The sequence below is a fragment of the Frigoribacterium sp. VKM Ac-2530 genome (assembly GCF_015350835.1).
Lineage (GTDB): Bacteria > Actinomycetota > Actinomycetes > Actinomycetales > Microbacteriaceae > Frigoribacterium.
In genome coordinates this window covers 1,463,228-1,485,276 of sequence record NZ_JADKSE010000001.1, presented here as the reverse complement: position 1 = coordinate 1,485,276, position 22,049 = coordinate 1,463,228, and the positions used below count along the sequence as shown (strand labels likewise).

Below are 22,049 nucleotides of genomic sequence, written 5' to 3'. Positions count from 1 at the left end.
GGTGCGTGGGGGAGTGGCTCAGATCGAACAGGCGTCGTTCCAGTCACGGCGATAGGCCTCGGGGTCACTGACGTCGACGATGGCCGAGGCGGCGCCCTTGGGCTCGTCACGCGACCGGTAGCTCTCGAACGCCACCGCACTGCGGTCGTTGCTCGCCGGATCACGCACCCCGGAGGCTTCGACCCACAGAGTCCAGTTCCACCGCGTCCGGACGCCAGGCTGCAACGCGCCTTCGCCGACGACCAACAGCACGTCCGTGCCGGCGGGTGAAGACTCGAAGTCTGCGCCCGTGAATGATCGGACCGACGACGTGAGGCCTCTCGCGCTGATCTCCCGAGCTAACTGACTGCCCATGTCCGAGAGATGCTCGCCAGCATCGCCATCCACAGCCACGATGCCTCCACCGGACGGAAGCTGACTCAGCATCTCGGAAACCAAGTCATGGATGACGGTGTTGCTCATGATGCTTTCTCCTGCTCACTCGTTCGTCGAAACGGAAAAGGGAGTCGGCGGCCGCCGACTGATGTGGCTGCACGAAGCGGTCGCGAACCTGATGCAACCACGAGCATGCGCCGACGTTCAGCCCTGTAGAAGCGCGTGCTTGGAGCGCCCGATAGGGGATCCTTGATCGGCACTCCTAGATGGCGATGGCTGGAGTCAGTCGACCCAAGCGGCCGAGACGCTGCGGTCCACGATGCGGCGCCAGCCCTTAGGGGCGGTGGGATCACGGCTGGCCGTTCCTGCCATCCAGAGCACGGTCATCAAATCATCGGGGGTGAATTCGCGTGAGAGAACGCCGTCGGCATGGGCGGCCTCCACGAGTTGCGCCCCCAAGGCCATCGACCGCTCGCACGCGTTGATGAGGAGAACTGCGTCGGGGTACCGCCGCAGCATCGCGTCGTTCATAGCTGGATCACTGAGCTGCAGATCGATCATCCCCGAGATGAAGGACTCCAACTGGGAGCGAGGAGAGACCTCGTCCAGCACGAGCGCCCTGAGCACTTTGAGCTTCTCGCCAGCGATGTCGTCCACCACGGCGTCGATGAGCTCCTCACGGGACCCCACCCGGTTGTAGAGCGTCCCGATGCTCACGCCCGCTTCTCGGGCGATGTCCTCCAAGGGCGCGGACAGCCCTCGCCTTGAGAACACCGCGACGGCGGCCGCGCGCAGCTTCTCGCGGTTCGCCTGGGCGTCTCGACGCAGGCCTGGCACAGCAGTCACGGCAACTCCACGGGAAATTGAGGGCGGCCTCAATCTAAGCTGATCGCCAGTTGAGGACTATCTCAACTTACCGCCTCCGCACGCGAGGGCCCAGCGGTAGGCCCGAAAGGACGAACCATGCCCCTCATCACCATCATCGGAGCAGGCCCCGGCCTGGGCCGGGAGATCGCTCGCGCCTTCGGCCGGAAAGGGTTCGACGTGGCCCTCGTTGCGCGCGATCAGACCCGGCTCGATGCACTCGCCCAGACCCTGGCCGCTGAGGGCATCACCGCGCGGGGCTTCACCGCCGACGTCGGTCAGCCCGCCACGATCACGAGCGCTCTCCGCTCGATCCGTGAGTCACTCGGGCCGATCGACATCCTCGAGTTCTCGCCGGCCGATCCGACGTTGGAGTCCGTCGATGCCCTGGAGGTGACGATGGAGAACCTCCAGCCGCAGATCGACTTCTATCTCGGTGGCGCGATCACCGCCGTCGGCGCCGTCCTGCCCGACATGATCGCCGCCGGCGCCGGAACCATCCTGGTCACCACCGGCGGCGGCCCGATGGCCCCGACACCTGCGCGCGGCAACATCAACATCGCCGCTGCGGGCCTTCGGAACTGGACCTTAAACCTGCACAGCGCCCTCGAGGGCACGGGGGTCTACGTCGCCCACGTAGCGATCACCGCGCTCATCGGAGGTGGTCGTCCCGACGCGGAGCCGGACGTCATCGCCCAGTCCTACGTCAAGCTCCACGACGAACGACGGGACGACCAGCTGCACTACGTCGCATACGACCACTGACGCCAGCCCGTCCCGTCCGGAGTAGCACTCCGGACGGGCCGCGGGGTGTCTAGGAGGGTCGCGCCGTGATCTCGGCTGCGGCAGCGCTGGTCGCGAATGCCCGGAGCGTGACGACCTGCTGGGCCGTGCTCGGCGGAGCGTCGGCCATCTGCCAACGAGAGACCAGCGCCACCATTCCCCCGATGGCGAAGGCTCGCGCCTCGCCTGTGAGACAGATCCCCGGGCGGCTTGCGTCGCCGTCCGAGTCCGTCAGCCACGTGGTGACAGCGGCAGCGAGGACCTCGGTGACTCGCTCACCTCGGGGGATTGCCCGCAACTTGTCGAAGAACTCGCGATCGGCTCGCCCTGCGGCGAGCAGCGGTTCGATGCCGGCCTCCCGAACGGCGTCGGTCAGGGCCTGGGGAAGGTTCGCGGCACCTTCGTCGAGAGACAGGCGGGTGCCGTCCAGCAATCGGCTGATCCATACATCCGTGGCGAGGTCGCCGATGTTGCCGTAGTGATTGTGCAGCGCCTGCCGGCTAAGACCTGCTCGCTGCGCGACCGAGCTCATCGAGATCGTCTCGCCCTTGGGCGATTCAGCGACCAGGGCGGTCAACGCCCTGACGAGGGCCGCGCGGGTCCGGGTGACTCGTGGGTCCACCCGCTGCACCCCGGCTGGCTGCGCGCTCGCTGCTTCGGACATGTGTCCATCTTGCCAGAACACGACCACTGATGTACTTTCGTCATCTACTGGACAACTGTAAAGGACATGATGACGCACGCGACAGGATCGACATCACGACACGGAGACGCTCCGCAGCATCCCGAATTCGAAGCGGCGGTCGCCGGAGGTTCCTTGACGTCGGAGGGGCCGGGTTCCGCGCACCGCCACCGCAACCTGATCCTCGGAGCAGTGGCGATCCTCCTGCTCGCGATGGCGATGCTGACGAGCTACTCGAGCGCCTTCGGCCACCCGCGACCCAACAACGTCGAACTCGCCGTCACCGGCGACGCGACCACGATCGTCGCCCTCGAGCAGCAGGACGCCTTGGAACTCACCGTCGTGGGGTCCCCAGAGGAGGCCCAGACGGCGGTCCGTGATCGAGACGTCGACGGCGCAGTCGTTCTCCCCTCCCCGGGTGAGTCCCCGGCCGAGTCCTCTGCCGTCACGACGTACATCGCGAGCGGTGGGGGGCGAGCAGTCGGTCAGGCCGTCTCCGGCATTGGAGACTCGATCGCGGCGAACATCGGCACCACCAACGAGACCACCGATCTCGCCCCCTTGCCGGGTAACGATCCCGTCGGGTCGATCGAGTTCTACGCGATCCTGTTCGCCGGGCTCGGTGCTGCGCTCGGTGCGACGCTCTTCGGACGTATCCTCGGCACGGTCGACACGTCGTCCAAGTTCGTCGAACGCAGCGTCGTCCTCGTCGTCTACACGGCCGCGCTGGCGGGACTGATCACCCTGTGGATCGATGCCGGCCTCGAAGCCGTCACCGTGAATCCGGGAGCGGTGTTCGCAGTCCTGTGGCTGACAGGAGTGGCCATCGGAGGAGCCGTGACCGGCGTCGCAGCTCTGGGCGGAACGATCGCAGCACTGGCTATGACACTGGCTCTGGTGATCCTCGGCAACACCTCTTCCGGTGGCCCCCTCGGCATTCATGTCCTGAACGACTTCTTCCAGACGCTCTACTACGTGTTCCCCCAAGGCGATGCTCTCGACCTCCTGCGTTCCATCCAGTACTTCGACGGCGCTGCCATGTCGGCCCCCATCATGCGGCTGGGCATCTGGGCCGTCGGCGGCATCTTGCTCACGTTGATCGCGATGCTGATCCGGAACCGGCGAGAGGCTGCGGCCCGACAGCAGGGTGGCCCTCGTCCGGGCTCCGGTGCTGCCACTGCGACCGCCCCGTCGAGTTCCGGCCCCGAGCTCACCGCAGTCACCGCGAGCCCGACACCTCACGCGACGACTTCGGCACCCTGAACGGCAGTGATCGAACATTCGGAAGGAAGCGCATGCCAGGCAAGATCGATGTCCACCAGCACCTGCTCCCACCCCGGTACTTCGAGGCGTTGGCCTCAGCGGGACACCGGGCGATGATAAGCGGCGCAGGGGCCGGTACGCAGCCGAGTCCGACGGCTGTCGTCGGTGGGACTGCGCAGTGGGACCCGTGGGCACCAAGCGCGGGAACCACCGCTCGGCACGGTTCGCGGACAGTCGGCGGGTGGCTAATGCCGGACTGGGACCCGGAGGCGGCGATCGCGATGATGGACGACGCGGGCATCGAGACAGGCATGCTGTCGATCAGCGCACCGGGCGTGCACTTCGGCGACGACGCCGCGGCCCGCGACCTCGCCCGCGAACTGAACGACTACCAGGCCGAACTCATCAGAGAACGACCAGACCGCTTCGGACACTTCGCCGTACTCCCGCTCCCGGACTTCGACGGCGCCGTCACCGAAGCTGTCCGAGCACTCGACGAACTCCACGCCGACGGCGTCCTGCTCATGTCGAACGCGCACGGCCGTTACCTCGGCGATCCCGCCTACGAACCACTCTGGGTCGAACTCGCTGCACGCTCAGCCGTTGTCTTCGTACACCCCACCGCACCACCAATGGCAGAACTGCCAGGCATGCCCACAGCGCTCCTGGACTTCCCCTTCGACACCACCCGAACCGCCGTCGACCTCGTCGCCCACGGAGTATTCGACCGGCACCCAGAACTCCGCGTGATCCTCTCGCACGCCGGTGGATTCCTGCCCTACGCCGCCGACCGATTCAGCGCCGCCGCCATGTTCAACCCCGGAATCACCCCCGAGAGCATCCAAGCGGGCCTCCGCAAGTTCTACTTCGACACGGCGTTGTCCGCGACACCTACCTCGCTACCGTCGCTCCTTGCGTTCGCGGAGCCGGGACACGTGCTCTACGGCAGCGATTTCCCCTATGCCCACCCGGAATGGCGTGCCCGCTTCGACCACAGCCTGGCCACCTACGACGGCCCAGATGCGGAACGACTGGGCGAAGTGCACCGATCCGCCGCCGAAGTACTCTTCCCCCGTCTGGCTCGATGAGGCGTCCCACTAAACGATCGTTCACCGAGATCAGTTTTGGACTGACCTATCGAGACAGCCGGCGCCCCGTAGCTGCGGGGGAGTGGCTAGCGTCCGCCGGTGGTCGGTGTCCGTGATCGGTTGCGAGCACGAGCCCTGGTGTCAGGTGAGCCAGGGGTCTCCGGCGATCATGAGGCGGCCGATACTCGTTCCTAACCGAGCCTTGTCGATAAGCGAATCGAAGTCCTGCCAGCCGGACGCGGACCAACCATTCACGCCGACAGTCAGCTTCCAGTCCTTGCCCTCGGCGTAGAGGAACTCTCCGTTCATAAGGCCGATGAATAGGTCGTCGATCGCAGTCAGCAGGTTGTCGCTCCCGCTGTCGCATGCGTCGCAGCCGCAGAAGGGCTCCATCCCGATCAGGACTGCAGGATCACCAACGCCGAGCGCGACTGCGTCCTCGATGCCCTCCGTCGACCCCATGACGACCAAGATCGACAGTGCATCCGCTTTCACGGGAGTGACGAGAACGGCCCGGGAGTCGGTGGGTCCGTACGCCCATGGCGGCGCTTCAACGCTCTGGGCCGTCCCGAGCTCCAGGCCCTCCAGAGCGTCGATCCACGACCTGGCCCTGGCGCCCACGACGGCGTAGCGCTCTGGTTCGCTGACTCGGGAGTACTCCTCGTCAGCGATATCCAGGTGCTCATGAGGGTCGTCCCACCGCGTGCCGCCTGAGGGGTGCGCGGTAAATCGCCGAGTGACTTCGGCTATCACGTCGTGAATTTCCACGCCCTGAACCTAGCGGCGGTTGCGTCCGATGAGGGATCGTTCACCGAGATCAGTTTCGGACTGACCTATCGAGACAGCCGGCGCCCCGTAGCTGCGGGGGAGTGGCTAGCGTCAGCCGGTGGTCGGTGACCGATCGGCTACCGAACGGTCGGCGCCTCTCATCGGGCCAGTCGGCGCAGGCTCAATCCCGCTGTGAGGCCGGCACCTGATGCGGCAAGGAGTCCGACGATGGCACCGGAAGGGGAATCGCTGAAGAAGAGGCCGAGGGCCAGGCCTGCTGAGATGCCGACAACTGCTGCTGTGGCCAACACCGCTGATGTCTGGCTTCTCGATCTGCCCCAGCGGGGGTGCTGCCGCAACAGCGACGCGCTGACGAGTCCGGCAACCGCTCCGATGAGGGCGAAGACCACGGCAGCAGGAACTGCGTAGACGAGCGTGATCACGACCCATCCCGCGATCCCGGCGCCGTCGAGCCCGGCGAAGGCACCCCACACGACGATCCACACGATGGGCAGAAGCAGCGCACAGCCCGCGCCGACCGCTGCTCCCGTACCGACCAAGACGCGCGCATCCGACCGCTGCGCGCGTACCGGACGCTCAACGTCGACGCTCATGAGGACTCCCCTTTTCCATGAGGCTAGGGCTTGCACCCGGGCATGGGCATCCCCTGACCAGGTGCGCCAACTCTCCCGAGAATACGAGCTACGCAGCACGACCGGCGGCCCGGGAAGGGGGTCTGCGTCAATGTCCGATAGACGAATCGGCGTCCGGCACACTGGGTCTCATGCCAAGAGAGGTGTCCCTCGTCCTCTTCGAGGGTCAGTCGTGGCCGCTTCGCGAGAACATTCTGCTCAATGACGATGCGCGAACTACCTTCTCGCCCGAGGAGTACGGGCTTTCTGCACGGCTGACGCAGCAGCTCTACGACTGGACTGAGTGGTGGCACACCCACGAGATGCGTCAGTCTCCTAGCCACGACCGGTGGGCGGCTCGATTGGCTCGAGACCTGCAAGCTGAGCTCGGCCCGGAATTCGTCGTACTTCTCGACTAGGCGCCCTGATGAGCAAGTTCGGGTCGAATGCCCGATAGCCGATCGGCTATGGGTGTGGCGCTTTTGCCGCCAAGCATCGCGCAGAAGGGGCGGGTGCCGCCCGGTTCACTCAGGTGTTGCGGACGCGGTCTTGACAAGTGCCCGCAGGATCGAAGGCTCGACGGCTCCTAGGACTCGAGCGCTCACGCGGCCCTCAGGGTCGAGGACGAAGGTCGCCGGGGTCGCATTTGGGGCCGTCTTACCGGCGAATGCGAGCTGGACGCTGCCGGTGTTCGCGTCGATGGCGGTCGGGTAGGTGACGTCGAATTGTCGGGTGAAGGCGTCAGCAGTGTCGGGCTGGTCCCTGACGTTGACGCCCAGGAACGCAGCATCGTCGGCCACGTCCTCGCTCACCGTTTGAAGGTCGGTCGCTTCCATTCGGCACGGGACGCACCCGGCGAACCAGAAGTTGAGAACGGCGACCTTGCCCTGGTAATCAGCCGCAGTGATCTTCGTGCCGTCGCTGAGCTCGGAATCGAACTCGATTGGGGCGCCGCGGTCTTCGGGAGCGATCTCGGTCACGACCTGGTCGGCTGAGATGTATCCCTTACCGTCACCCCACTGCTGTTCGATTCCCGACGATGAGGTGCACCCAGCCACGGCCGCGCTGGTGGCCAGGAAAAGGGCCGAGAAAGCCAGGAGTCGACGTGTGCGCACGCGTGAGGATAACTCGGTCAAGCTGCGCGCGAGCAGTGTCGAATTGGGGATGTTGGTCCCGTGGCCCGGGCGACGCCATAGGCGATCGGTCATCGGTGATCGGTTGACCGCCAGGGAGACGCTGGCTGACGTTGGCTGGTAGTGCCCTTGGGCAGCCCGGCGCGACTGTCCGTGACAACATTCGTTCATGCGGCTCTGGCCTAAACGCTCTTCAATCACACCTCCGCGCGAGGAGGTCGATCCCAGGGTTCCGAAGCTTGTGGACTGGGATCAGCATGGCATCGTCGGCACAATTGGCTCAGGACCTGCTGCGGGAACGACCGTGGTAGCCCACAGCTACAGGACAGAGACTGGTGGTCTCGACTTCTATGAATTGGAGTTTTGGGACGGCCCCGACCAGATCTTCGACGCGGCGGGCCGGTTCGTCATGAGTGATTGGGTTACTGACAGTCGAGTGCCTGGCGAAGAGGGGGGCCTCATCGACGCGCTGACCCGTGAGGTCGATGTCACCTGGTGGACCGACCGGGAACGGATCGACGCGTTCTGGTCGGTGCACTGGGACCCACGTTAGGGACTCGCCTGACCAGCTTCAGCGTGCCACTTGCCGATCGGCGACCGGGCAAGCTCGTTCGTAGTCGCGGGCATCTCTCGGGAGGCGAGGCGTCTGTCGATTGTCTCCTCGGTCCGAGTCAGGGCCTGGACCCTTTGCGGCGTCTCCACGAATTCTTCAGACGCACTAAGTCGCCCCATTTCTCGGCTGCACGCAGGACTCCGAGAGCGAGCACGACGAGCAGGGTGGTGGCGACGAGGATTCCGATGAGGGGGCTGCTGGCGCTGTCGTGGACGGTGTCGGTGCCACCGAGGATGGCATCCGGTATCGCGTAAGAACGCGAGGTGCCGTTCCTTCCCACTGCCCCGTCGAGTCCGACGCTGCGGTAGGTCAATTCACCGTCGTCGCTCGTCCACGTGCCGACGCTTTGGCAGCCGTACCGGCCATCGCCTTCGCAGCTCTCCTCGGTGAACGTGCCTGCCACATGCGCCTGAGTCGAGTCGTGGACGGCTGAGGCGAGAATTAAAGCGACGACCAGCGCTACTAGAGCGGCCCCGGCGTAGACCGAGAGATGCCAGGCGCGCGTCCAGGGGCCCGAACGGTGGCGAGTGCTGTCCGGACGCCGATGTCTCGGGCCATAGAACCCATCATCCACTTCTGAGGGCACAACTTCGCTCACGCCGGCAAGCGTGCCACAACTCAAGGTCACCTCTGGCAATGCGCCCGTTAGGGGATCGGCCATCGAGACTCGGCCGCGATGTTCGTCGATCTCTCAGAGCCTCAGCTTGGATGGGCCGTTCAGGTGCCCTGCGGCTCGACGAGGGTCTCGGAGCCGATGACTTCCAGCAAGGCGAGGTTCTCAGCGTCTCGGGAGCCTGCTGGTGCGGTGTAGAGCACGAGGTGTTGGTCCCGTTCGGTGATGGCGAGGGAATCGCAGTTGACGGTGATCGGCCCGGCCGGTGTGCGGCGGAAGGTCTTCTGCAGGGGCGGTGGCGTTTGGACGTCGTGTCGCTCCCAGAGTCGTCCGAACTCTGCGCTGCCGGCGTGGAGGTCGTCGATGAGTTCGCGGACGCTCGGGTCTGATGGGTAGACGGCCTGGGCACTGCGGAGTTGAGTCACGACACCCTCCCGGAATGCGACCTCGTCGGAGATGCCGTAGATCTCCTCTGACGGTTGCCCATCGTGGAGGAATGTCTTCCTCGCGAGGTTGCGATCGCGAGGCGCGAGCTGGGCGAAGTCTTCCATGAGAGCTGCCGCCAGGTCGTTCCAGGCGAGCACCTCGAAGGTGGCCGAGAGGACGATCCCGGCGGTGTGGGGGAGCCGTTCGAGCAGGGTCAGGATGCTCGGCCGTACGTCGCGACTGTGCAGTCCCGTCGGAGTGGGGGCGGTGCCGGCCAGCCGGTGCAGGTGGTCGGACTCCTCGGGGGTGAGACGCAGTGCGCCCGCGATGCCTGCGAGGACGACGTCTGAGGGCCGAGGCGCACGGCCCTGTTCGAGTCGGGCGTAGTACTCGGTCGAGACGTGGGCGAGGACGGCGACCTCCTCACGCCGAAGACCTGGAGTCCTCCGCCGAGACCCGGACGAGAGGCCGACGTCTTGGGGGCGGAGACGCTCGCGGCGACTCCGGAGAAAAGCTGCGAGCTCACCCTTGTCCATGCCGCCATTCTCCGCCCGGTCAGGCCGCGGACCCTCGTACCGTTTGTGCCTGGATGCGGATTCCCGAGGCGAAGACGCTCATCACATGACGAACAACAACGAGAACACGCCGGTCGGCCTGCTGACCGGGAAGGTCATCTTCATCACCGGAGCCAGCCGCGGCATCGGCGCCGCGGCCAGCCGTCTCTTCGCTCGAGAGGGCGCATCCGTCGTGCTCGCTGCCCGCGGCACGGGGGCGCTCGACGCCCTCGTCGACGAGATCCGCACCCAAGGCGGCACGGCTGACGCCGTCGCGATGGACCTCGCCGACCGGGCCAGCATCCGTGCGGCCGTCGAGCGAGTCGAGGAACGCCACGGGCGCCTCGACGGGGCATTCAACAACGGAGGAATCAACCAGCAAGGAATCGGCCCACTCGACACCACGTCCGATGACGACATCGACGAGCAGTTCGCCGTGAACTTCCGTGCACACTGGGTCGCGATGGTCGCCGAAGCAGCCCTCATGCGGAAGACCGGCGGCGGCGCGATCGTCAACACGTCCAGCATCGGCAGTCGCCGTGGCGTGCCGCCGCTGCCGGCGTACGGGGCCATGAAGAGGGCGTTGAACAGCATCACGGAGACGGCGGCGGTCACCTGGGCTGCCGAGGGCATCCGTGTGAACGGGCTCATGCCCGGCGGAACGGCGACGGAGATGATGGACGAGTGGGAGAAGAAGGCCCCGGGGATCATCGACGCCAACAACGCGGCCAGCCCGATGGGCCGCATGGCGACCGCCCTCGAAGTCGCCGAGGTAGCCGCATTCTTCCTGAGCGATCGTGCCTCGGCCGTGACGGGTGCCATCGTGCCCGTCGACGGCGGCGCCGGCGCCTGAGGCCGGGGCCGTTCACGTGTCAGACGCGCCTTCGGTCGTCACCGACAGGAGAAACGTCGGCCAGGCGATCGGTCATCGGCCGTTCACCACGCGAGCTGCTGATCGTCCTCGAAGACCGCGCCGGTCGGGCCGGCCGTGGGGAGGGTGGCCAGGCGGATGGCGGCGGCGGCGCCTTCGTCGGGCGTCCGGGTGCCACGGAAGTCGTTGAAGTCGGTGGCGACGTGTCCTGGGGCGGCGCCGTTGATCTTCAACGACGTGTCGGCGAACTGCCGGGCGTAGTGCACCGTCAGGGCGTTGAGGGCTGTCTTCGAACTCGAGTACGCCATCGACGGCTGCCCCGCCCAAGCGCCCTCCTCGCCGATGGACCCGCGCTTGCTCGTGACGTTGACCACCCGCGGTGCGTCCGCCTTCGTGAGGAGAGGCAGGAACGCGGTCATCATCCGGACGACGCCGAACACGTTGACCTCGTACACGTTCCTGATGTCGTCGACCGTCTCCTCGGTCGGCCTGGGCAGGTGGTCCATGGGGTGGAAGGTGAGGGTGCTGACGCCGGCGTTGTTCACCAGCACGTCGAGGTGCCCGAACTCGTCCGAGACATCCGCGGCGAGAGCGTCGACCTGATCCTGCTGGGTGACGTCGAGGACGACGGGGCGAACGTCACCGTCCAGTGATGCCGCTGCTTCCTCGCCGGCGCCGATGCTCCTCGCGCCTAGCAGGACGATGAAGCCTTTCGAGGCGAGGCCCCGCACGATCGCGATGCCGATGCCTCTGTTTCCGCCGGAGATGAGAGCGACCTTCTTCATGCTGTGTGTTGTCATGTCAACAGCATGGACCTACCGCGTTGACGCGTCAACACCACGGCCGGTAGGTTCGACGCATGACCGCACCCCTCACGGAACAGGAACAGGATCTGTGGCATGCGTGGAAGGTCGCCGCCGACATGGTGCGGCAGCGTGTGGCCGAGGACATCAAGGCGGGCTCGGGGTTGTCCGATCAAGACTTCGGCATCTTGACCCGACTGGTCGAGATGGGTGGCGGGGAGCTTCGCCAGAACGATCTCGGCGGTCTGTTGCAGTGGGATCGCAGTCGCCTCTCTCACCAGCTCACGCGCATGGAGAGCCGTGGACTCGTCAGTCGCAGCGCGGTCGACGGTGGCGTTCTCGTCAGAGTCCTGGACGAGGGAGCGAACCTGGTCCGGATCGCGCGACCGATCCACGCCGCCGCGGTCCGAGAACACCTGCTGCAACGCACCGAGGGCCTCGAGCACGCGACGCTGATGCACGCTCTGGAACGACTTTCAGTCGACCGACCATCGTCTCAGTAGGCGGTCTCGCGAGGGCAAGCAGGCAGGGACCGTGGCGCGCTTGCCGTCGATGGACATCGCGGGATGCCCGGAGGACGAACTCGGGCGGCTTCACGCGGACGCGGCATGGGTCACCAGAGCAGCAGAGGCCACGATGAGAGCGCCCAGCGCGAGCAGTGCACCGAAGGCGAGGCCGACGAGGCGGGAGGGGCGGACGCGGTCACGGAGCACCCAGATGCCCACGGCGCAGACCAGGACGATGAGCCCGGCGAGGAACGGGTAGCCCTGCAGGGTCCCGCTGCCGAGGGCATAGTTGCAGCTGCCCGGTCGTGAGCTGCAACCGGCGAACGCCATGGACCCGATCGCCACGACGTACCAGCCGACGAACGCGAGGGGAACGCCGAGGAGGACGACCCCGGTCATGGCCGCGACGACGATGCTCGTGGGCGACCCCTCGTGCACGACTTCGCGTCTCATGATGCGATCGTGTCACGTCACGCTGGCAGGGCTGCGGGGGCAGCCTCTTGTGGCAGGGCCCGCAGCGGATAGAGTCGCGCGTACCGAGCGTTGATCGAATGTTCATGAGGCATCCCCAGGCCCCGGATGCGTCGGGAAACGGTGCACGATCTCATCCACATCGGTGGTCTGGACGGGCCACCCCATGGGTTCCATCAGCTACGACGGGCTCGTGGTCGTCGTGGACGACCGCACCCTGACGCACCTCCAGATCGTCATCGTCAACAAGCTCCGCCGCGGCGAGGCGTTCCTCATGTCCTGGAAGGACAGCGTCGAGGCCGGCTCGGGACGGAGCGCGATCTGGATGCACCCGCAGGTGCTCATCTACTTCAAGTTCGACGGCAGCCGTGTACCGGTCATCAACGAGACATGGCTGCGCGAACTGGCGGACTCGGCGGAGAGCTCCCGGGGGCTCGTCGTCACCACCGAGGCCGGGGACGTCCCGAGCCTGGCTCCGAGGAAGTACTCCCAGCCCCGAGGCACGGTCATCGCCCCGACGGACGGCGGGGGACGCGACCGGACCACCGCCACTCGAGTGCGGGCCTCCGCCGAGCTGTCGTCGTGACGTCCGGCAGCGTCGACGTCGAGTTCGCGACCTTCAAGCAGCAGTTCCTGAACCGGACTCAGCGTCGCAGGCTCGGCATCGAGCTCGGACAGGACGACGCCTGGCAGATCTACGGCGACGATGCCGCTTTGCGTCGTGAGTTCGACACGTGGCAGACGCGGACGCGCCAGCCTCTGCGGCCCCGTCTCATCCGGATCGGACGAGCGCCACGCGGTCCGTGGCACAGGTGGATGACGGGCCGGAAGGGGCAGGCTGGTCGGATGACCGACGGAGCGCGCCAGATCATCCACTTCCACCGGCAGCACTACGACGCGATCGTCAGCGGCGAGAAGGTGACGACGGTCCGGTGGGGCGAGTCAGTCCGGGTCGGAGCGTCGACGTTCGTCTTCGACGAGCACCCCACCGCCCCGCCCCTCGCCGGGCACGTCACCGCGGTGCGGCGCCATCGTCTCGACGAGCTCACCGCCGAGCAGGCGCGACAGCCCGCAGGGACGGACATGGCGCTCTTCGCCGAGCAGCTCCGGGAGAACTGGTACCCGGACATGCCCGACGACGCAGTCGTCGAGGTCGCCGAGCTCACCGTGGCGACGCCGACGCGATAGGCATCCACCGCCGGGACGTCGTGGTCGCGCCACCCGGCGAACACCGCCACAGCCCTGTCAGCTCTGGGAGGAGTCGGACCACACGGCCTTCGCGCCGGAGTCGCCGATCCGGACCGTCGTGACGATCCCCCCGATGCTCGTCCCGACGGCCAGGACCGTCAGCAGGGCGCCGACGATCAGTCGGGCGCTGCCCCGGACGGCCGGACGGGGACGTTGCTTCTCGGGCGTCAGCACCCAGTGCTGCCAGGCCCACTGGGCCACGGCCACGACGACCACTGCGATCGCCCAGGGCAGCAGGGTGTCGCCCAGCTGCGTGTGGGCTTCGAGCAGTGCGCTCGTGCCGACCCGCTCCTCCAGCGACTCGCCGGACGAGGTGGCGAGGGGCACGGCGATCAGCGACACCAGGGCGATCAGGGGGGTGATGACTCCGAGCCGTCGGCGCAGGGCGGGCCAGAACGCCCCGACGAGGACGAGCAGGGACGCCGTCGGGAACGCGACGGTGACGAGGTGGACGATGAGCGGGTGCATCGGGAGGCCGTTGATCTGCCAGTCCATGGGGTCTTCTTTCTCGAGTGGGTGGTGGGGGAGGAGGGGCGGAGGGGGTGTTCAGACGCGCAGGGCCGGGCGCGCCGGTCGCCGCTCCGTGAGGACGACGACGAGGGCTGCGATGGCCACGAGGAACACCACGCTCGTGACGGTCGACCCGAGGCCGAGCCCGCCGTCCGCGACCGGCTGCGACAGGAAGTCCCCGACGGAGGCGCCGAGCGGCCGGGTGAGGACGTACGCCGCCCAGAAGGCGAGCACCGACCCGACGCCCGCGAACCGGTGGGCGAGCGCGACGACCCCGATGGCCGCGGCGAACAGCAGCGCCGAGGGCAGGTAGCCGAGCGCGAGCTGCTCGCCGAGCAGGTCGCCGACCGCCGTGCCGAGCGCGAAGGTCATCAGGACGGCTGCCCAGTAAAAGGACTCTCGGCGCGGGGTCGTGACCTCGTGGATCGACAGGGTGTCCTCGACGCGGTGCCAGACGACGAACACGACGGCCAGCGCCACCGCGAAGACGGCCGTCGACACCCACAGGCTGACGCCGAGCGAGTCGGTCAGCGTGTCGGTGAGGAGGGTGCCGACGACGCTGATCAGCACGACCGCGAGCCAGTAGACGACGGGCACGTAGGCCCGCGTCCGGAACTGCACGACGAGGGCCACGACGAGCAGGGCCGCCATCACGACGCTCGTCACGGTCAGTCCGAGTCCGAGTCCGAGGCCGTCGGCGAGGAAGTCGGCGAAGGTCTCGCCGACGGTGGTGCACAGCACCTTGATCACCCAGAACGCGAGGGTGATCTCGGGGACCTTGCTCAGCAGGGCCCCGCGGTCGAGGGTCGTGGTCCCGGTCGGGACGGCGCGTGTGGTCATGCGACGACCGTCACCGGTCGCCTCCCAGAAAGCCCCCAGGGGCCGAGACGAGGAGGCGCACCGTCCGAGACGAGGAGGCGCAGGTCGGCCCGCCAGGGCCTCTGAGCGGTTTCTGGGACGACCGGGCGGAGCCTGCGTGCATGACCGTCCTGCACCGTCCGCCCTCACCGGCGTTCCCTCGCGGCCGCACCGCGCCTCCTCTGTTCCCGGCTGTCCGCTCTGTCGTCCACGACCGGGCGTGGGCGGCCTGGGGCGCGACCGGCGTCGCCGGCGTCGTCGTCGCCGGGCTGCTGATCACCTCGGGCGCGGGCGGCGTGAGCGAGGTCGACCTCGACCTCGTCCAGCACGCGAGCCGCGCGCACGTCCCCGTGCTCGACGGGGCCGCACTGCTCGTCGACCGACTGCTCGGGCCGCAGCTGGGCGCGGCCCTCGTGCTGCTGCTGGTCGTCGCGGTGTGGGTCGTGAGCCGCCGAGCGGCCGCCGCCCTCACTGCCCTCGGCGTCGCGACCGGGCCGTGGGCCGCCGCCGAGCTGGTCAAGCTCGTCGTCCAGCGTGACCGGCCCGACCCGGGGCTGCTCGTCGACCCGCTGATCGTCGAGCCGCACTCGTTCTCGTTCCCCAGCGGGCACACGGCCCTCGCGACCGGGCTCGCGCTCGCCCTGGTCCTGCTCGCCTGGGGGAGGCGCGGCGCACCGGTCGTGATCGGGACGGCGGCGCTCGCCGTGGCCGGCGTCGGGCTGTCTCGTGTCTGGGTGGGCGTGCACTGGCCGAGCGACACGGTCGTCTCGGTCGTGCTCGGCTGCTCGGTGGTGGCGCTGGCCCTGCCGCCGTGGCTGCACCTCCTCGATCGGATCGAAGGCCGCGCCGCAGCAGCGCCCTCGTCCCACCCCGTCGACCCCTCGGCGCCGAACCCCTCCCCGACCACCGACCCAGGACGGACCCGCTCGTGAGCATCCTCGACCCCCAGACCCTCCTCGCCGGCATGGGCCCGTGGGCCCTCGGCGGCCTGTCGCTCATGATCTTCGTCGAGTCGGGCCTGCTCTTCCCCTTCTTGCCGGGCGACTCGCTGTTGGTGACCGCGGGCCTGCTGCACCAGAGCCTCGGGCTCAGCGTGGCCGTCATCGCGCTCTGCGCGTTCCTCGCGGCGGCGGCCGGCGACCAGGTGGGGTTCTTCCTCGGCCACCGGTTCGGGCGCCGCTGGTTCCGTCCCGACGCCCGTGTGCTGAAGACGGCGCACCTCGAGCAGGCCGAGGCGTTCTTCGAGCGGCACGGCGGCAAGGCGCTCGTCCTCGGCCGGTTCGTGCCCGTCGTCCGCACCTTCGTGCCGCTCGCCGCCGGCACGAGCGGCTACCCGTACCGCCGGTTCATCGTGTGGAACCTCACCGGGGCGTTCCTCTGGGCCGTCGGCATGACGGTGCTCGGATCGCTGCTCGGTGGCCTACCGTTCGTGGCAGACCACATCGACCTGCTCGCCGTCGGGCTCGTCGTCGTGTCGGTGCTGCCGATCGGGGTCACCGCCCTGCGGCGCTCGCACGCCGGCCGGGCCGAGCAGAGGGTCGCAGCGACGACGACGAGAGACGAGGAGGCGGTGGGTGACCGGTCCTGACACGCGCCCGAGCCTCCTGCTGGTCGAGGACGACCCGGCGCTCGGGCCCATCGTGGCCGACGTGCTCGGCGAGGCCTGGCAGGTCGACCTCGTGACCGACGGCCGGCGCGGGCTCGAGGCCGCCCGGGCAGGTGGGCACGCGGTCCTCGTCGTCGACCGCCGCCTCCCCGGGCTCGAGGGCACCGAGCTCGTCGCGGCTCTCCGGCGGGAACACGTGACCACCCCCGTGCTCATGCTGACGGCGCTCGGCACGACCGCCGACCGCGTCGCGGGGCTCGACGGCGGGGCGGACGACTACCTCGTCAAGCCGTTCGAGTTCGACGAGCTCTTCGCCCGGCTGCGCGCCCTGACACGGTCGTTCGCCGCCCAGGAGCGCTGGCTCGACGTGGGGGAGGCCCGCCTGTATCCCGAGAGCCGCATCGTCGTCACGCCGTGGTCGAGCCGCGTCGTGCTGAGCGAGCGAGAGAGCGCCCTCCTCGCCGAGCTCGCCCGACGCCCGGACCACACCTTCGACCGGGCCGACCTGCTCGCCCGGGTGTTCCCGCACGGCGAGCAGCTCGGCACCGTCGACACCTACGTCAGCTACCTGCGGCGCAAGATCGACCGCGACGTCGTGCTGACCGTCCGCGGGCGCGGGTACCGGGTGGGTGCCCTGTGAGCTGGTGGCGCGGGCGCGGGCGCGGGCACGGTGGTGCCGGTGCCGGTGCCGGTGCCGGTGCCGGTGCCCAGGCAACGCCCGCTGCCGATCCCGAGGCCGCGGCCCTGCAGGCCGCCGCCCGGTCGATCGGCCGACAGATCGTGCTCGTCTCGGGACTCGTCGTGGTCGGCGCCCTCGCGCTGACCATCGCGTGGGTGCTGCACCAGACCGTCCCGCAGGAGCGCCTCGAGCAGGTCGCCGCCGCGGGCCAGGGCGAGGTCTTCGTCTCGGCCACGGACGTCGTGGCCGGCCTCGTCGTCCTCGGCGTCGCCGGCGTCGTCTTCGCCGGCGTCGTGACGGTGGTCATCGCCCGACGCGCCGTCCGGCCGCTCGGTGAGGCCCTGCGCCTGCAGCGCCAGTTCGTCGCCGACGCGAGTCACGAGCTGCGCACGCCCCTGGCCGTGCTCGACGCCCGTCTCCAGGCGCTGCAGCGCCGGATCGCAGGAGGCGCGGCGACCGCCGACGACAACGTCACCGCCGACCTGGCGAGGCTCCGCGACGACTCGCGGGCCCTGATCGACATCGTCGGCGACCTGCTCGAGGCGGCCGGCGGCGACCCTGCCGAGGGAGCGACGTCGGCGGGGTCAACCGTGCTCGACGACGTGGTCGCCGAGGTCCTGAGGTCGATGTCGGTGCTGGCCGAGGAGCGTGCGGTGGCGCTCGACCAGCAGGGCGACGGGTCGGTCCGCGTCGCCGTGCCGCCCGCGAGCCTCCGACGGGCCGTCTTGGCCCTGGTCGACAACGCCCTCGGCCACGCGCCGGGCGGGTCCACGATCACCGTGTCGACCCAGGTCAGGGGAGGCTCGGTCGTGCTGGCCGTCACCGACCGTGGGCCCGGCATCACCGGGATCGACCCGACGCGCGTCTTCGACCGGTTCGCCCGGTCGGAGTCGCCCGCGGTGAGCTCGGTGGCCCCGGCGCCGGCTCCGGCTCCGACGAGCGGAGGGCAGGGCACTCGCCCGAGCTTCGGCATCGGCCTCGCGCTCCTCCGCGAGGTCGCCCTGCGTCACGGGGGCAGCGTCCGCGTGGCCTCGACCTCGGCCGCCGGGACGACGATCGAGCTCACCCTTCCCCTCGCCGACCTCGCGAACTGACGGGCTCGGCGGCCACGTCTCGTGACTGGTGACCAGCTGTGCTGATCAGCCGCGGTGCTCCGCCACGAGCACGTCGCGGACCGTCCGGGGCTCGCGTCCGAGCAGCTCGCCGAGCAGGAGATCGGTGCCCGCGAAGAACCCGCCGGCCGCGGCCTGGTACATGCCGAGCATGAAGCGGGCCACGAACTCCGGCTGGCCGGACGTCACCTGCCGGTCGATCCACTCGTCCTCGCCGACGACCTCGGTCCTGACGGGTCGTCCTGAGACCTCGGTCGCGATCGAGGCGATCTCGGTGAAGGTGGGCGCGGCGGCCGCGGTGAGGGTCACCGGGCCGTCGAAGGCCTGCTCGGCCAGCAGGATGCGCGCAGCCGCCTCGGCGGCGTCCTCCCGAGCCGTCCACGACATCGGCCCGTCGACCGGCACGGTGACGACGCCCGTCTCGCGCCAGTCCCCGAGCGACCACGTCAGGCTGTGGGCGTAGAAGCCGTTGCGCAGCGAGGTCCAGGCGAGGCCCGAGTCGGCCAGCAGGGCCTCCGTCGCCGCGTGGTCGCGACCCGGCCCGAACGGCGTCTCGAGCGACGCGCCCTGATGGCTCGTGTACAGGACCCGACCGACGCCTGCGTCGACGGCGGCCTCGACGGCGTTCCGGTGCAGGGCGACGGCATCGGCCCGCTGGTCGTTGGACGAGACGAGGAGGAGCTGGTCGGCTCCTGCGAAGGCGGCGGGGAGGGACGTGGGGTCGGCGTAGTCGCCCGTCCGCACCTCGACTCCTCGATCGGCGAAGCGGGCCGCCTTCGCGGCGTCGCGCACGACGACGACGACGTCGGACGCCGGCACCGTCTCGAGGAGGTGGTCGACGGTGGCTCCGTTGAGAGAGCCCGTGGCGCCGGTGACGATGATCATGAGGTGAGCCTCTCGTTGGTCCTCGGATTCGGTATCCGTGGTACGGCATTGATGCTAACGCTGGAATCTCAGCGATAGCAAGGAGCCGCTATCGTTGATCACGTGATCGACGCCACGACTCTCCCCGACACCCGCACCCGCATCGTCGAGGTCGCCGCCCGGCTCCTGCGGGACGAGGGTCCCGGCGCTGTCACGACGAGGGGCGTCGCGCAGGCGGCCGGCGTCCAGGCGCCGGCGATCTACCGGCTCTTCGGCGACAAGGACGGCCTGCTCGAGGCCGTGGCCGAGAGCGTGATGTCGTCGTTCGTGGCGGCCAAGGCGTCGGTCGTCGAGGCGGCGGCCGAGGCGGACGTCGACCCGGTCGACGACCTCCGCGACGGGTGGCGCAGCCAGGTCGCGTTCGGCCTCGCGAACCCGGCTCTCTTCGCGCTGCTCAGCGACCCCGGTCGAGTGGCGGGCTCACCTGCCGCCCGCCGAGGCAAGGAGGTGCTCGAGGCGCGGATCCACCGGGTCGCGGTCGCGGGGCGGCTGCGGCTCTCCGAGGTCCGGGCCGTGGGGCTGGTCCAGTCCTCCGGGGTGGGCGTCATCACCACGCTGCTCGCGACGCCGGTCGACGAGCGCGACCCGGGGCTCTCCGAGGCCGTGCTGGCGGGCCTGCTCGCGCAGATCCTGACCGAGGCGCCCGCCTCCGCAGGACCGGGCGACCTGTCGACGGCCGTCGCGTTCCGCGCGGTCGCCCCCCAGCTCGAGCAGCTCAGCAGCTCCGAGCGCCGCTTGCTCATGGAGTGGCTCGACCGGATCGTCTCCTGACGGAAGCGGCCAGGGTGGTGCGCACCGCTCCTAGGGCTGGAGGTTCTCCAGGTCCGAGAGCAGGCTCGCGTGGGTGGGCTCCCACCCCAGCGCCTCCCTCGTGACGGTGCTCGACGACGGCTGGTCCATGGCGAAGATCGGTCCGAGCGGACCGAACACCTCGTCGGCGACCGGAGCCGTGGGGATCCCGAGGCGACGTCCGACGACCGCGGCGATGTCCACGACCCTGTCGCCCTCGTCCGCGACCGCGTGCCACGCGGTCCCGGCGGGAGCCTTCTCGAGTGCCAGCCGGAACAGCACGGCTGCATCGCGTGCGTGGACGGCGGGCCAGCGCTGGGTGCCGTCGCCCGGGTAGCCAGCGACTCCCGCGGAGCGGGCCGCCTCCGTCAGGAGGCCGGCGAACCCGCCCTCGCCGTTCTCGTGGACGGTGCGGGGCATCCGCACAGCCGACGCGCGGACACCTCGGGCGGACAGTGCCAGCGCAGCCTCGACCGAGACCGCTCGGCCGGCCACAGGGCCCTCCTTCGGCAACGGGTCGGACTCGGTCGACGGTCGTCCGCGGGTCCACGGAGTGCCCGAGACGACGACGAACGGCTTCTCCGTCCCGACGAGGGCCTCCCCGAGAGTGCGCATGGCCGCGCCCTCTTCGTCGATGCTGGTCGCGAGCGCCTCGGCCGAGCTGTAGTCGCTGCCGAACGCCAGGCTGATCACTCCGTCGGCCTGCCGGGCGCCCTCGTGCAGCACGCCGAGGTCGGCGAGGCCGCCCCGCATGGTGTCCGCGCCTGCGTCGCGCAGGGCGGCCTCGGAGCTGGCCGAGCGGGCCAAGCCCAGGACGGTGTGGCCGTGAGCCAGGAGCTCTGCGACGACGGGCGAGCCGATGGTGCCGGTGCCTCCGGTGACGAAGACGTGCATGGGTGCTCCTCGGGCAGGACGACCCCCTGATGGGACCGTTGTCCCGTCACCGTAGCACCGCGATGGGACAATTGTCCCATCCGGTTACCATTGCCCCATGGCCAGATGGGAATCGGGAGCACGCGAGCGGCTCGTCATCGCTGCCGTCGACCTCTTCGTCGACCAGGGCTACGACGACACCACCGTCACCCAGATCAGCGAGCGGGCCGGCGTCACCAAGAGCACCTTCTTCCGGCACTTCCCCGACAAGCGCGAGCTCCTCGTCGCGGGGCAGGAGACCCTCAGCGCGCTCCTCGCCGAGGGGATCGCCTCTGCCCCGGCCGGGTCGTCGCCCCTCGAGGCGGTCGCGGCAGGGCTCGAGCGCGCCTCGTCCGAGATGGGTCCGCGCAACCGTGACCTCGGACCTCGCATCCGGGCGGCGATCAGCGCCAGCAACGAGCTCCAGGAGCGCGACGCCCTGAAGAGCGTCGGGATGGCGGCGGCGATGACGTCCGCCCTCCAGGCGCGCGGAGTCCCGGAGATGACCGCCCAGCTGGCCAGCGAGATGGGCGTGCTCGCCTTCAAGCAGGGCTACGCGAGCTGGTCCGACGGGGACAGGTCGGACGAGGCCGGTCTCGCTCCTCACTCGCTCGCCGCGCTGCACGCACTGCGTCTCGCAGCGACGTCGCTCGGCTGACGTGCCGCCGAGGCCGCGGGGTCACCGGCGTCACTTCGTGAGGTCCTGGGCGAGCATCACGAGGATCCCGCTCGGGCCGCGCACGTAGGTGAGCGCGTAGACGTCCTCGTAGGTCGCGACGCCCCGGAGCGGGTGGCAGCCGTGGCGTGCCGCGGTCTCGAGCGCCTCCTCGATGTCGTCGACGGAGAACGCGACACGGTGCATGCCGATCTCGTGGGGGAGCGTCGGCTCCGTCTCGATCGCCTCCGGGTGGAGGTACTCGAAGAGCTCGAGGTGCCGCGCCCGCGACTGACGGGCCGGGCCCCGTC

At 69.1% G+C, this 22,049-nt stretch carries 29 protein-coding genes and 1 pseudogene; 15 read left to right on the top strand and 15 right to left on the bottom strand.

Going from position 1 to position 22,049, the window contains the following annotated elements; translation table 11 throughout:
* Positions 1–18: 18 nt before the first annotated feature.
* Both ITJ48_RS07075 and ITJ48_RS07070 read right to left on the bottom strand, forming a co-directional pair.
* Positions 19–462, bottom strand: coding sequence for a hypothetical protein (locus ITJ48_RS07075; protein WP_054145818.1), 444 nt, complete (start codon positions 460–462; stop codon positions 19–21).
* A gap of 195 nt (positions 463–657) precedes the next feature.
* Positions 658–1,221 carry a TetR/AcrR family transcriptional regulator gene (locus ITJ48_RS07070; protein ID WP_194612945.1) on the bottom strand — a complete coding sequence of 188 codons (564 nt, stop codon included), beginning with the start codon at positions 1,219–1,221 and terminating at the stop codon, positions 658–660.
* A gap of 117 nt (positions 1,222–1,338) precedes the next feature.
* On the opposite strand from ITJ48_RS07070, the gene ITJ48_RS07065 reads away from it, so the two are divergent.
* Positions 1,339–2,004, top strand: a complete 666-nt coding sequence (locus ITJ48_RS07065) for an SDR family oxidoreductase (protein WP_194612944.1) — start codon at positions 1,339–1,341, stop codon at positions 2,002–2,004.
* Positions 2,005–2,053: 49 nt separating this feature from the next.
* Here the strand turns inward: ITJ48_RS07065 and ITJ48_RS07060 are convergent, their stop codons facing one another.
* Complete coding sequence (locus ITJ48_RS07060) at positions 2,054–2,686, bottom strand: TetR/AcrR family transcriptional regulator (protein ID WP_194612943.1); 633 nt, start codon at positions 2,684–2,686, stop codon at positions 2,054–2,056.
* A gap of 210 nt (positions 2,687–2,896) precedes the next feature.
* On the opposite strand from ITJ48_RS07060, the gene ITJ48_RS07055 reads away from it, so the two are divergent.
* Positions 2,897–3,967: a hypothetical protein gene (locus tag ITJ48_RS07055; protein ID WP_194612942.1), complete on the top strand. Its 1,071-nt coding sequence runs from the start codon at positions 2,897–2,899 to the stop codon at positions 3,965–3,967.
* Between the two features lie 32 nt (positions 3,968–3,999).
* Positions 4,000–5,055 carry an amidohydrolase family protein gene (locus tag ITJ48_RS07050; RefSeq protein ID WP_194612941.1) on the top strand — a complete coding sequence of 352 codons (1,056 nt, stop codon included), beginning with the start codon at positions 4,000–4,002 and terminating at the stop codon, positions 5,053–5,055.
* A 141-nt stretch (positions 5,056–5,196) separates the two neighbouring features.
* Here ITJ48_RS07050 and ITJ48_RS07045 read toward each other — a convergent pair whose 3' ends face one another.
* A complete protein-coding gene (locus tag ITJ48_RS07045) occupies positions 5,197–5,823 on the bottom strand; it encodes a DUF6226 family protein (RefSeq protein ID WP_194612940.1) in 627 nt (208 codons plus the stop codon).
* A 158-nt stretch (positions 5,824–5,981) separates the two neighbouring features.
* Positions 5,982–6,437, bottom strand: a complete 456-nt coding sequence (locus ITJ48_RS07040; RefSeq protein WP_194612939.1) for a hypothetical protein — start codon at positions 6,435–6,437, stop codon at positions 5,982–5,984.
* Between the two features lie 170 nt (positions 6,438–6,607).
* On the opposite strand from ITJ48_RS07040, the gene ITJ48_RS07035 reads away from it, so the two are divergent.
* The gene (locus tag ITJ48_RS07035; protein WP_228506221.1) at positions 6,608–6,874 is read left to right on the top strand and encodes a hypothetical protein; all 267 of its coding nucleotides are present in this window, start codon (positions 6,608–6,610) and stop codon (positions 6,872–6,874) included.
* Between the two features lie 105 nt (positions 6,875–6,979).
* Here ITJ48_RS07035 and ITJ48_RS07030 read toward each other — a convergent pair whose 3' ends face one another.
* Entirely contained in the window at positions 6,980–7,663 is a 684-nt protein-coding gene (locus ITJ48_RS07030) for a TlpA disulfide reductase family protein (protein WP_194612937.1), read from the bottom strand.
* Positions 7,664–7,757: 94 nt separating this feature from the next.
* Here ITJ48_RS07030 and ITJ48_RS07025 point away from each other — a divergent pair, with 94 nt between their 5' ends.
* Positions 7,758–8,141: a hypothetical protein gene (locus tag ITJ48_RS07025; RefSeq protein WP_194612936.1), complete on the top strand. Its 384-nt coding sequence runs from the start codon at positions 7,758–7,760 to the stop codon at positions 8,139–8,141.
* A 118-nt stretch (positions 8,142–8,259) separates the two neighbouring features.
* Here the strand turns inward: ITJ48_RS07025 and ITJ48_RS07020 are convergent, their stop codons facing one another.
* Both ITJ48_RS07020 and ITJ48_RS07015 read right to left on the bottom strand, forming a co-directional pair.
* Positions 8,260–8,799 carry a hypothetical protein gene (locus ITJ48_RS07020; protein WP_194612935.1) on the bottom strand — a complete coding sequence of 180 codons (540 nt, stop codon included), beginning with the start codon at positions 8,797–8,799 and terminating at the stop codon, positions 8,260–8,262.
* A gap of 119 nt (positions 8,800–8,918) precedes the next feature.
* Complete coding sequence (locus ITJ48_RS07015) at positions 8,919–9,776, bottom strand: helix-turn-helix transcriptional regulator (RefSeq protein ID WP_194612934.1); 858 nt, start codon at positions 9,774–9,776, stop codon at positions 8,919–8,921.
* On the opposite strand from ITJ48_RS07015, the gene ITJ48_RS07010 reads away from it, so the two are divergent.
* Positions 9,775–10,647: an SDR family NAD(P)-dependent oxidoreductase gene (locus tag ITJ48_RS07010; RefSeq protein ID WP_228506220.1), complete on the top strand. Its 873-nt coding sequence runs from the start codon at positions 9,775–9,777 to the stop codon at positions 10,645–10,647. The genes ITJ48_RS07015 and ITJ48_RS07010 overlap by 2 nt on opposite strands.
* An 83-nt stretch (positions 10,648–10,730) precedes the next feature.
* Here ITJ48_RS07010 and ITJ48_RS07005 read toward each other — a convergent pair whose 3' ends face one another.
* Positions 10,731–11,465: an SDR family NAD(P)-dependent oxidoreductase gene (locus tag ITJ48_RS07005; RefSeq protein ID WP_194612932.1), complete on the bottom strand. Its 735-nt coding sequence runs from the start codon at positions 11,463–11,465 to the stop codon at positions 10,731–10,733.
* A 59-nt stretch (positions 11,466–11,524) separates the two neighbouring features.
* On the opposite strand from ITJ48_RS07005, the gene ITJ48_RS07000 reads away from it, so the two are divergent.
* Positions 11,525–11,971: a MarR family winged helix-turn-helix transcriptional regulator gene (locus tag ITJ48_RS07000; RefSeq protein WP_192042612.1), complete on the top strand. Its 447-nt coding sequence runs from the start codon at positions 11,525–11,527 to the stop codon at positions 11,969–11,971.
* A gap of 90 nt (positions 11,972–12,061) precedes the next feature.
* Here ITJ48_RS07000 and ITJ48_RS06995 read toward each other — a convergent pair whose 3' ends face one another.
* Entirely contained in the window at positions 12,062–12,427 is a 366-nt protein-coding gene (locus ITJ48_RS06995) for a hypothetical protein (protein WP_192042613.1), read from the bottom strand.
* A 184-nt stretch (positions 12,428–12,611) separates the two neighbouring features.
* Here ITJ48_RS06995 and ITJ48_RS06990 point away from each other — a divergent pair, with 184 nt between their 5' ends.
* Entirely contained in the window at positions 12,612–13,031 is a 420-nt protein-coding gene (locus ITJ48_RS06990; RefSeq protein WP_192042614.1) for an ATP-dependent DNA ligase, read from the top strand.
* A 260-nt stretch (positions 13,032–13,291) separates the two neighbouring features.
* On the top strand, positions 13,292–13,633 hold the full coding sequence (locus tag ITJ48_RS06985; RefSeq protein WP_194612931.1) for an ASCH domain-containing protein: 342 nt from the start codon (positions 13,292–13,294) through the stop codon (positions 13,631–13,633).
* Between the two features lie 57 nt (positions 13,634–13,690).
* Here the strand turns inward: ITJ48_RS06985 and ITJ48_RS06980 are convergent, their stop codons facing one another.
* Positions 13,691–14,188 (bottom strand): DUF2231 domain-containing protein, encoded by a 498-nt coding sequence (locus ITJ48_RS06980; RefSeq protein WP_194612930.1) that lies wholly within the window; start codon positions 14,186–14,188, stop codon positions 13,691–13,693.
* Positions 14,189–14,239: 51 nt separating this feature from the next.
* Positions 14,240–15,043, bottom strand: coding sequence for a hypothetical protein (locus tag ITJ48_RS06975; protein ID WP_194612929.1), 804 nt, complete (start codon positions 15,041–15,043; stop codon positions 14,240–14,242).
* A 140-nt stretch (positions 15,044–15,183) separates the two neighbouring features.
* Here ITJ48_RS06975 and ITJ48_RS06970 point away from each other — a divergent pair, with 140 nt between their 5' ends.
* Genes ITJ48_RS06970 through ITJ48_RS06955 form a run of 4 tightly spaced genes read left to right on the top strand, consistent with a single transcriptional unit; the run spans position 15,184 to position 18,440 of the window.
* Positions 15,184–15,993: a phosphatase PAP2 family protein gene (locus tag ITJ48_RS06970; protein WP_194612928.1), complete on the top strand. Its 810-nt coding sequence runs from the start codon at positions 15,184–15,186 to the stop codon at positions 15,991–15,993.
* Positions 15,990–16,649: a DedA family protein gene (locus ITJ48_RS06965; RefSeq protein ID WP_370544818.1), complete on the top strand. Its 660-nt coding sequence runs from the start codon at positions 15,990–15,992 to the stop codon at positions 16,647–16,649. Before ITJ48_RS06970 ends, ITJ48_RS06965 begins: the two co-directional genes overlap by 4 nt.
* Positions 16,636–17,307, top strand: a complete 672-nt coding sequence (locus ITJ48_RS06960; RefSeq protein WP_194612927.1) for a response regulator transcription factor — start codon at positions 16,636–16,638, stop codon at positions 17,305–17,307. Before ITJ48_RS06965 ends, ITJ48_RS06960 begins: the two co-directional genes overlap by 14 nt.
* The gene (locus tag ITJ48_RS06955) at positions 17,304–18,440 is read left to right on the top strand and encodes a HAMP domain-containing sensor histidine kinase (RefSeq protein WP_194612926.1); all 1,137 of its coding nucleotides are present in this window, start codon (positions 17,304–17,306) and stop codon (positions 18,438–18,440) included. The genes ITJ48_RS06960 and ITJ48_RS06955 overlap by 4 nt, the downstream gene beginning before the upstream one ends.
* A gap of 45 nt (positions 18,441–18,485) precedes the next feature.
* On the opposite strand, the gene ITJ48_RS06950 is transcribed toward ITJ48_RS06955, so the two are convergent.
* On the bottom strand, positions 18,486–19,343 hold the full coding sequence (locus ITJ48_RS06950) for an NAD(P)H-binding protein (RefSeq protein ID WP_194612925.1): 858 nt from the start codon (positions 19,341–19,343) through the stop codon (positions 18,486–18,488).
* A 102-nt stretch (positions 19,344–19,445) separates the two neighbouring features.
* Between ITJ48_RS06950 and ITJ48_RS06945 the strand changes: the two genes are divergently transcribed.
* On the top strand, positions 19,446–20,153 hold the full coding sequence (locus ITJ48_RS06945; RefSeq protein WP_194612924.1) for a TetR/AcrR family transcriptional regulator: 708 nt from the start codon (positions 19,446–19,448) through the stop codon (positions 20,151–20,153).
* Between the two features lie 30 nt (positions 20,154–20,183).
* Here ITJ48_RS06945 and ITJ48_RS06940 read toward each other — a convergent pair whose 3' ends face one another.
* Positions 20,184–21,065: an SDR family oxidoreductase gene (locus ITJ48_RS06940; protein WP_194612923.1), complete on the bottom strand. Its 882-nt coding sequence runs from the start codon at positions 21,063–21,065 to the stop codon at positions 20,184–20,186.
* A 97-nt stretch (positions 21,066–21,162) separates the two neighbouring features.
* Here ITJ48_RS06940 and ITJ48_RS06935 point away from each other — a divergent pair, with 97 nt between their 5' ends.
* Complete coding sequence (locus ITJ48_RS06935) at positions 21,163–21,741, top strand: TetR/AcrR family transcriptional regulator (protein ID WP_194612922.1); 579 nt, start codon at positions 21,163–21,165, stop codon at positions 21,739–21,741.
* Between the two features lie 30 nt (positions 21,742–21,771).
* Here the strand turns inward: ITJ48_RS06935 and ITJ48_RS06930 are convergent.
* A pseudogene (locus ITJ48_RS06930) lies at positions 21,772–22,014 on the bottom strand (VOC family protein); the annotation flags it as partial.
* Positions 22,015–22,049 lie beyond the last annotated feature (35 nt).

Bases quoted from the DNA above. Each gene is read 5' to 3' on its own strand.
- ITJ48_RS06985 (WP_194612931.1), top strand. From the start codon at position 13,292: ATGACCGACGGAGCGCGCCAGATCATCCACTTCCACCGGCAGCACTAC.
- ITJ48_RS07060 (WP_194612943.1), bottom strand. From the start codon at position 2,686: ATGTCCGAAGCAGCGAGCGCGCAGCCAGCCGGGGTGCAGCGGGTGGAC.
- ITJ48_RS07015 (WP_194612934.1), bottom strand. From the start codon at position 9,776: ATGGACAAGGGTGAGCTCGCAGCTTTTCTCCGGAGTCGCCGCGAGCGT.
- ITJ48_RS07000 (WP_192042612.1), top strand. From the start codon at position 11,525: ATGACCGCACCCCTCACGGAACAGGAACAGGATCTGTGGCATGCGTGG.
- ITJ48_RS07010 (WP_228506220.1), top strand. From the start codon at position 9,775: ATGCCGCCATTCTCCGCCCGGTCAGGCCGCGGACCCTCGTACCGTTTG.
- ITJ48_RS06975 (WP_194612929.1), bottom strand. From the start codon at position 15,043: ATGACCACACGCGCCGTCCCGACCGGGACCACGACCCTCGACCGCGGG.
- ITJ48_RS07005 (WP_194612932.1), bottom strand. From the start codon at position 11,465: ATGACAACACACAGCATGAAGAAGGTCGCTCTCATCTCCGGCGGAAAC.
- ITJ48_RS07040 (WP_194612939.1), bottom strand. From the start codon at position 6,437: ATGAGCGTCGACGTTGAGCGTCCGGTACGCGCGCAGCGGTCGGATGCG.
- ITJ48_RS07050 (WP_194612941.1), top strand. From the start codon at position 4,000: ATGCCAGGCAAGATCGATGTCCACCAGCACCTGCTCCCACCCCGGTAC.
- ITJ48_RS06980 (WP_194612930.1), bottom strand. From the start codon at position 14,188: ATGGACTGGCAGATCAACGGCCTCCCGATGCACCCGCTCATCGTCCAC.
- ITJ48_RS07030 (WP_194612937.1), bottom strand. From the start codon at position 7,663: ATGACCGATCGCCTATGGCGTCGCCCGGGCCACGGGACCAACATCCCC.
- ITJ48_RS07065 (WP_194612944.1), top strand. From the start codon at position 1,339: ATGCCCCTCATCACCATCATCGGAGCAGGCCCCGGCCTGGGCCGGGAG.
- ITJ48_RS06940 (WP_194612923.1), bottom strand. From the start codon at position 21,065: ATGCACGTCTTCGTCACCGGAGGCACCGGCACCATCGGCTCGCCCGTC.
- ITJ48_RS06950 (WP_194612925.1), bottom strand. From the start codon at position 19,343: ATGATCATCGTCACCGGCGCCACGGGCTCTCTCAACGGAGCCACCGTC.
- ITJ48_RS07025 (WP_194612936.1), top strand. From the start codon at position 7,758: ATGCGGCTCTGGCCTAAACGCTCTTCAATCACACCTCCGCGCGAGGAG.
- ITJ48_RS06970 (WP_194612928.1), top strand. From the start codon at position 15,184: ATGACCGTCCTGCACCGTCCGCCCTCACCGGCGTTCCCTCGCGGCCGC.
- ITJ48_RS06935 (WP_194612922.1), top strand. From the start codon at position 21,163: ATGGCCAGATGGGAATCGGGAGCACGCGAGCGGCTCGTCATCGCTGCC.
- ITJ48_RS07035 (WP_228506221.1), top strand. From the start codon at position 6,608: ATGCCAAGAGAGGTGTCCCTCGTCCTCTTCGAGGGTCAGTCGTGGCCG.
- ITJ48_RS07075 (WP_054145818.1), bottom strand. From the start codon at position 462: ATGAGCAACACCGTCATCCATGACTTGGTTTCCGAGATGCTGAGTCAG.
- ITJ48_RS06995 (WP_192042613.1), bottom strand. From the start codon at position 12,427: ATGAGACGCGAAGTCGTGCACGAGGGGTCGCCCACGAGCATCGTCGTC.
- ITJ48_RS06990 (WP_192042614.1), top strand. From the start codon at position 12,612: ATGGGTTCCATCAGCTACGACGGGCTCGTGGTCGTCGTGGACGACCGC.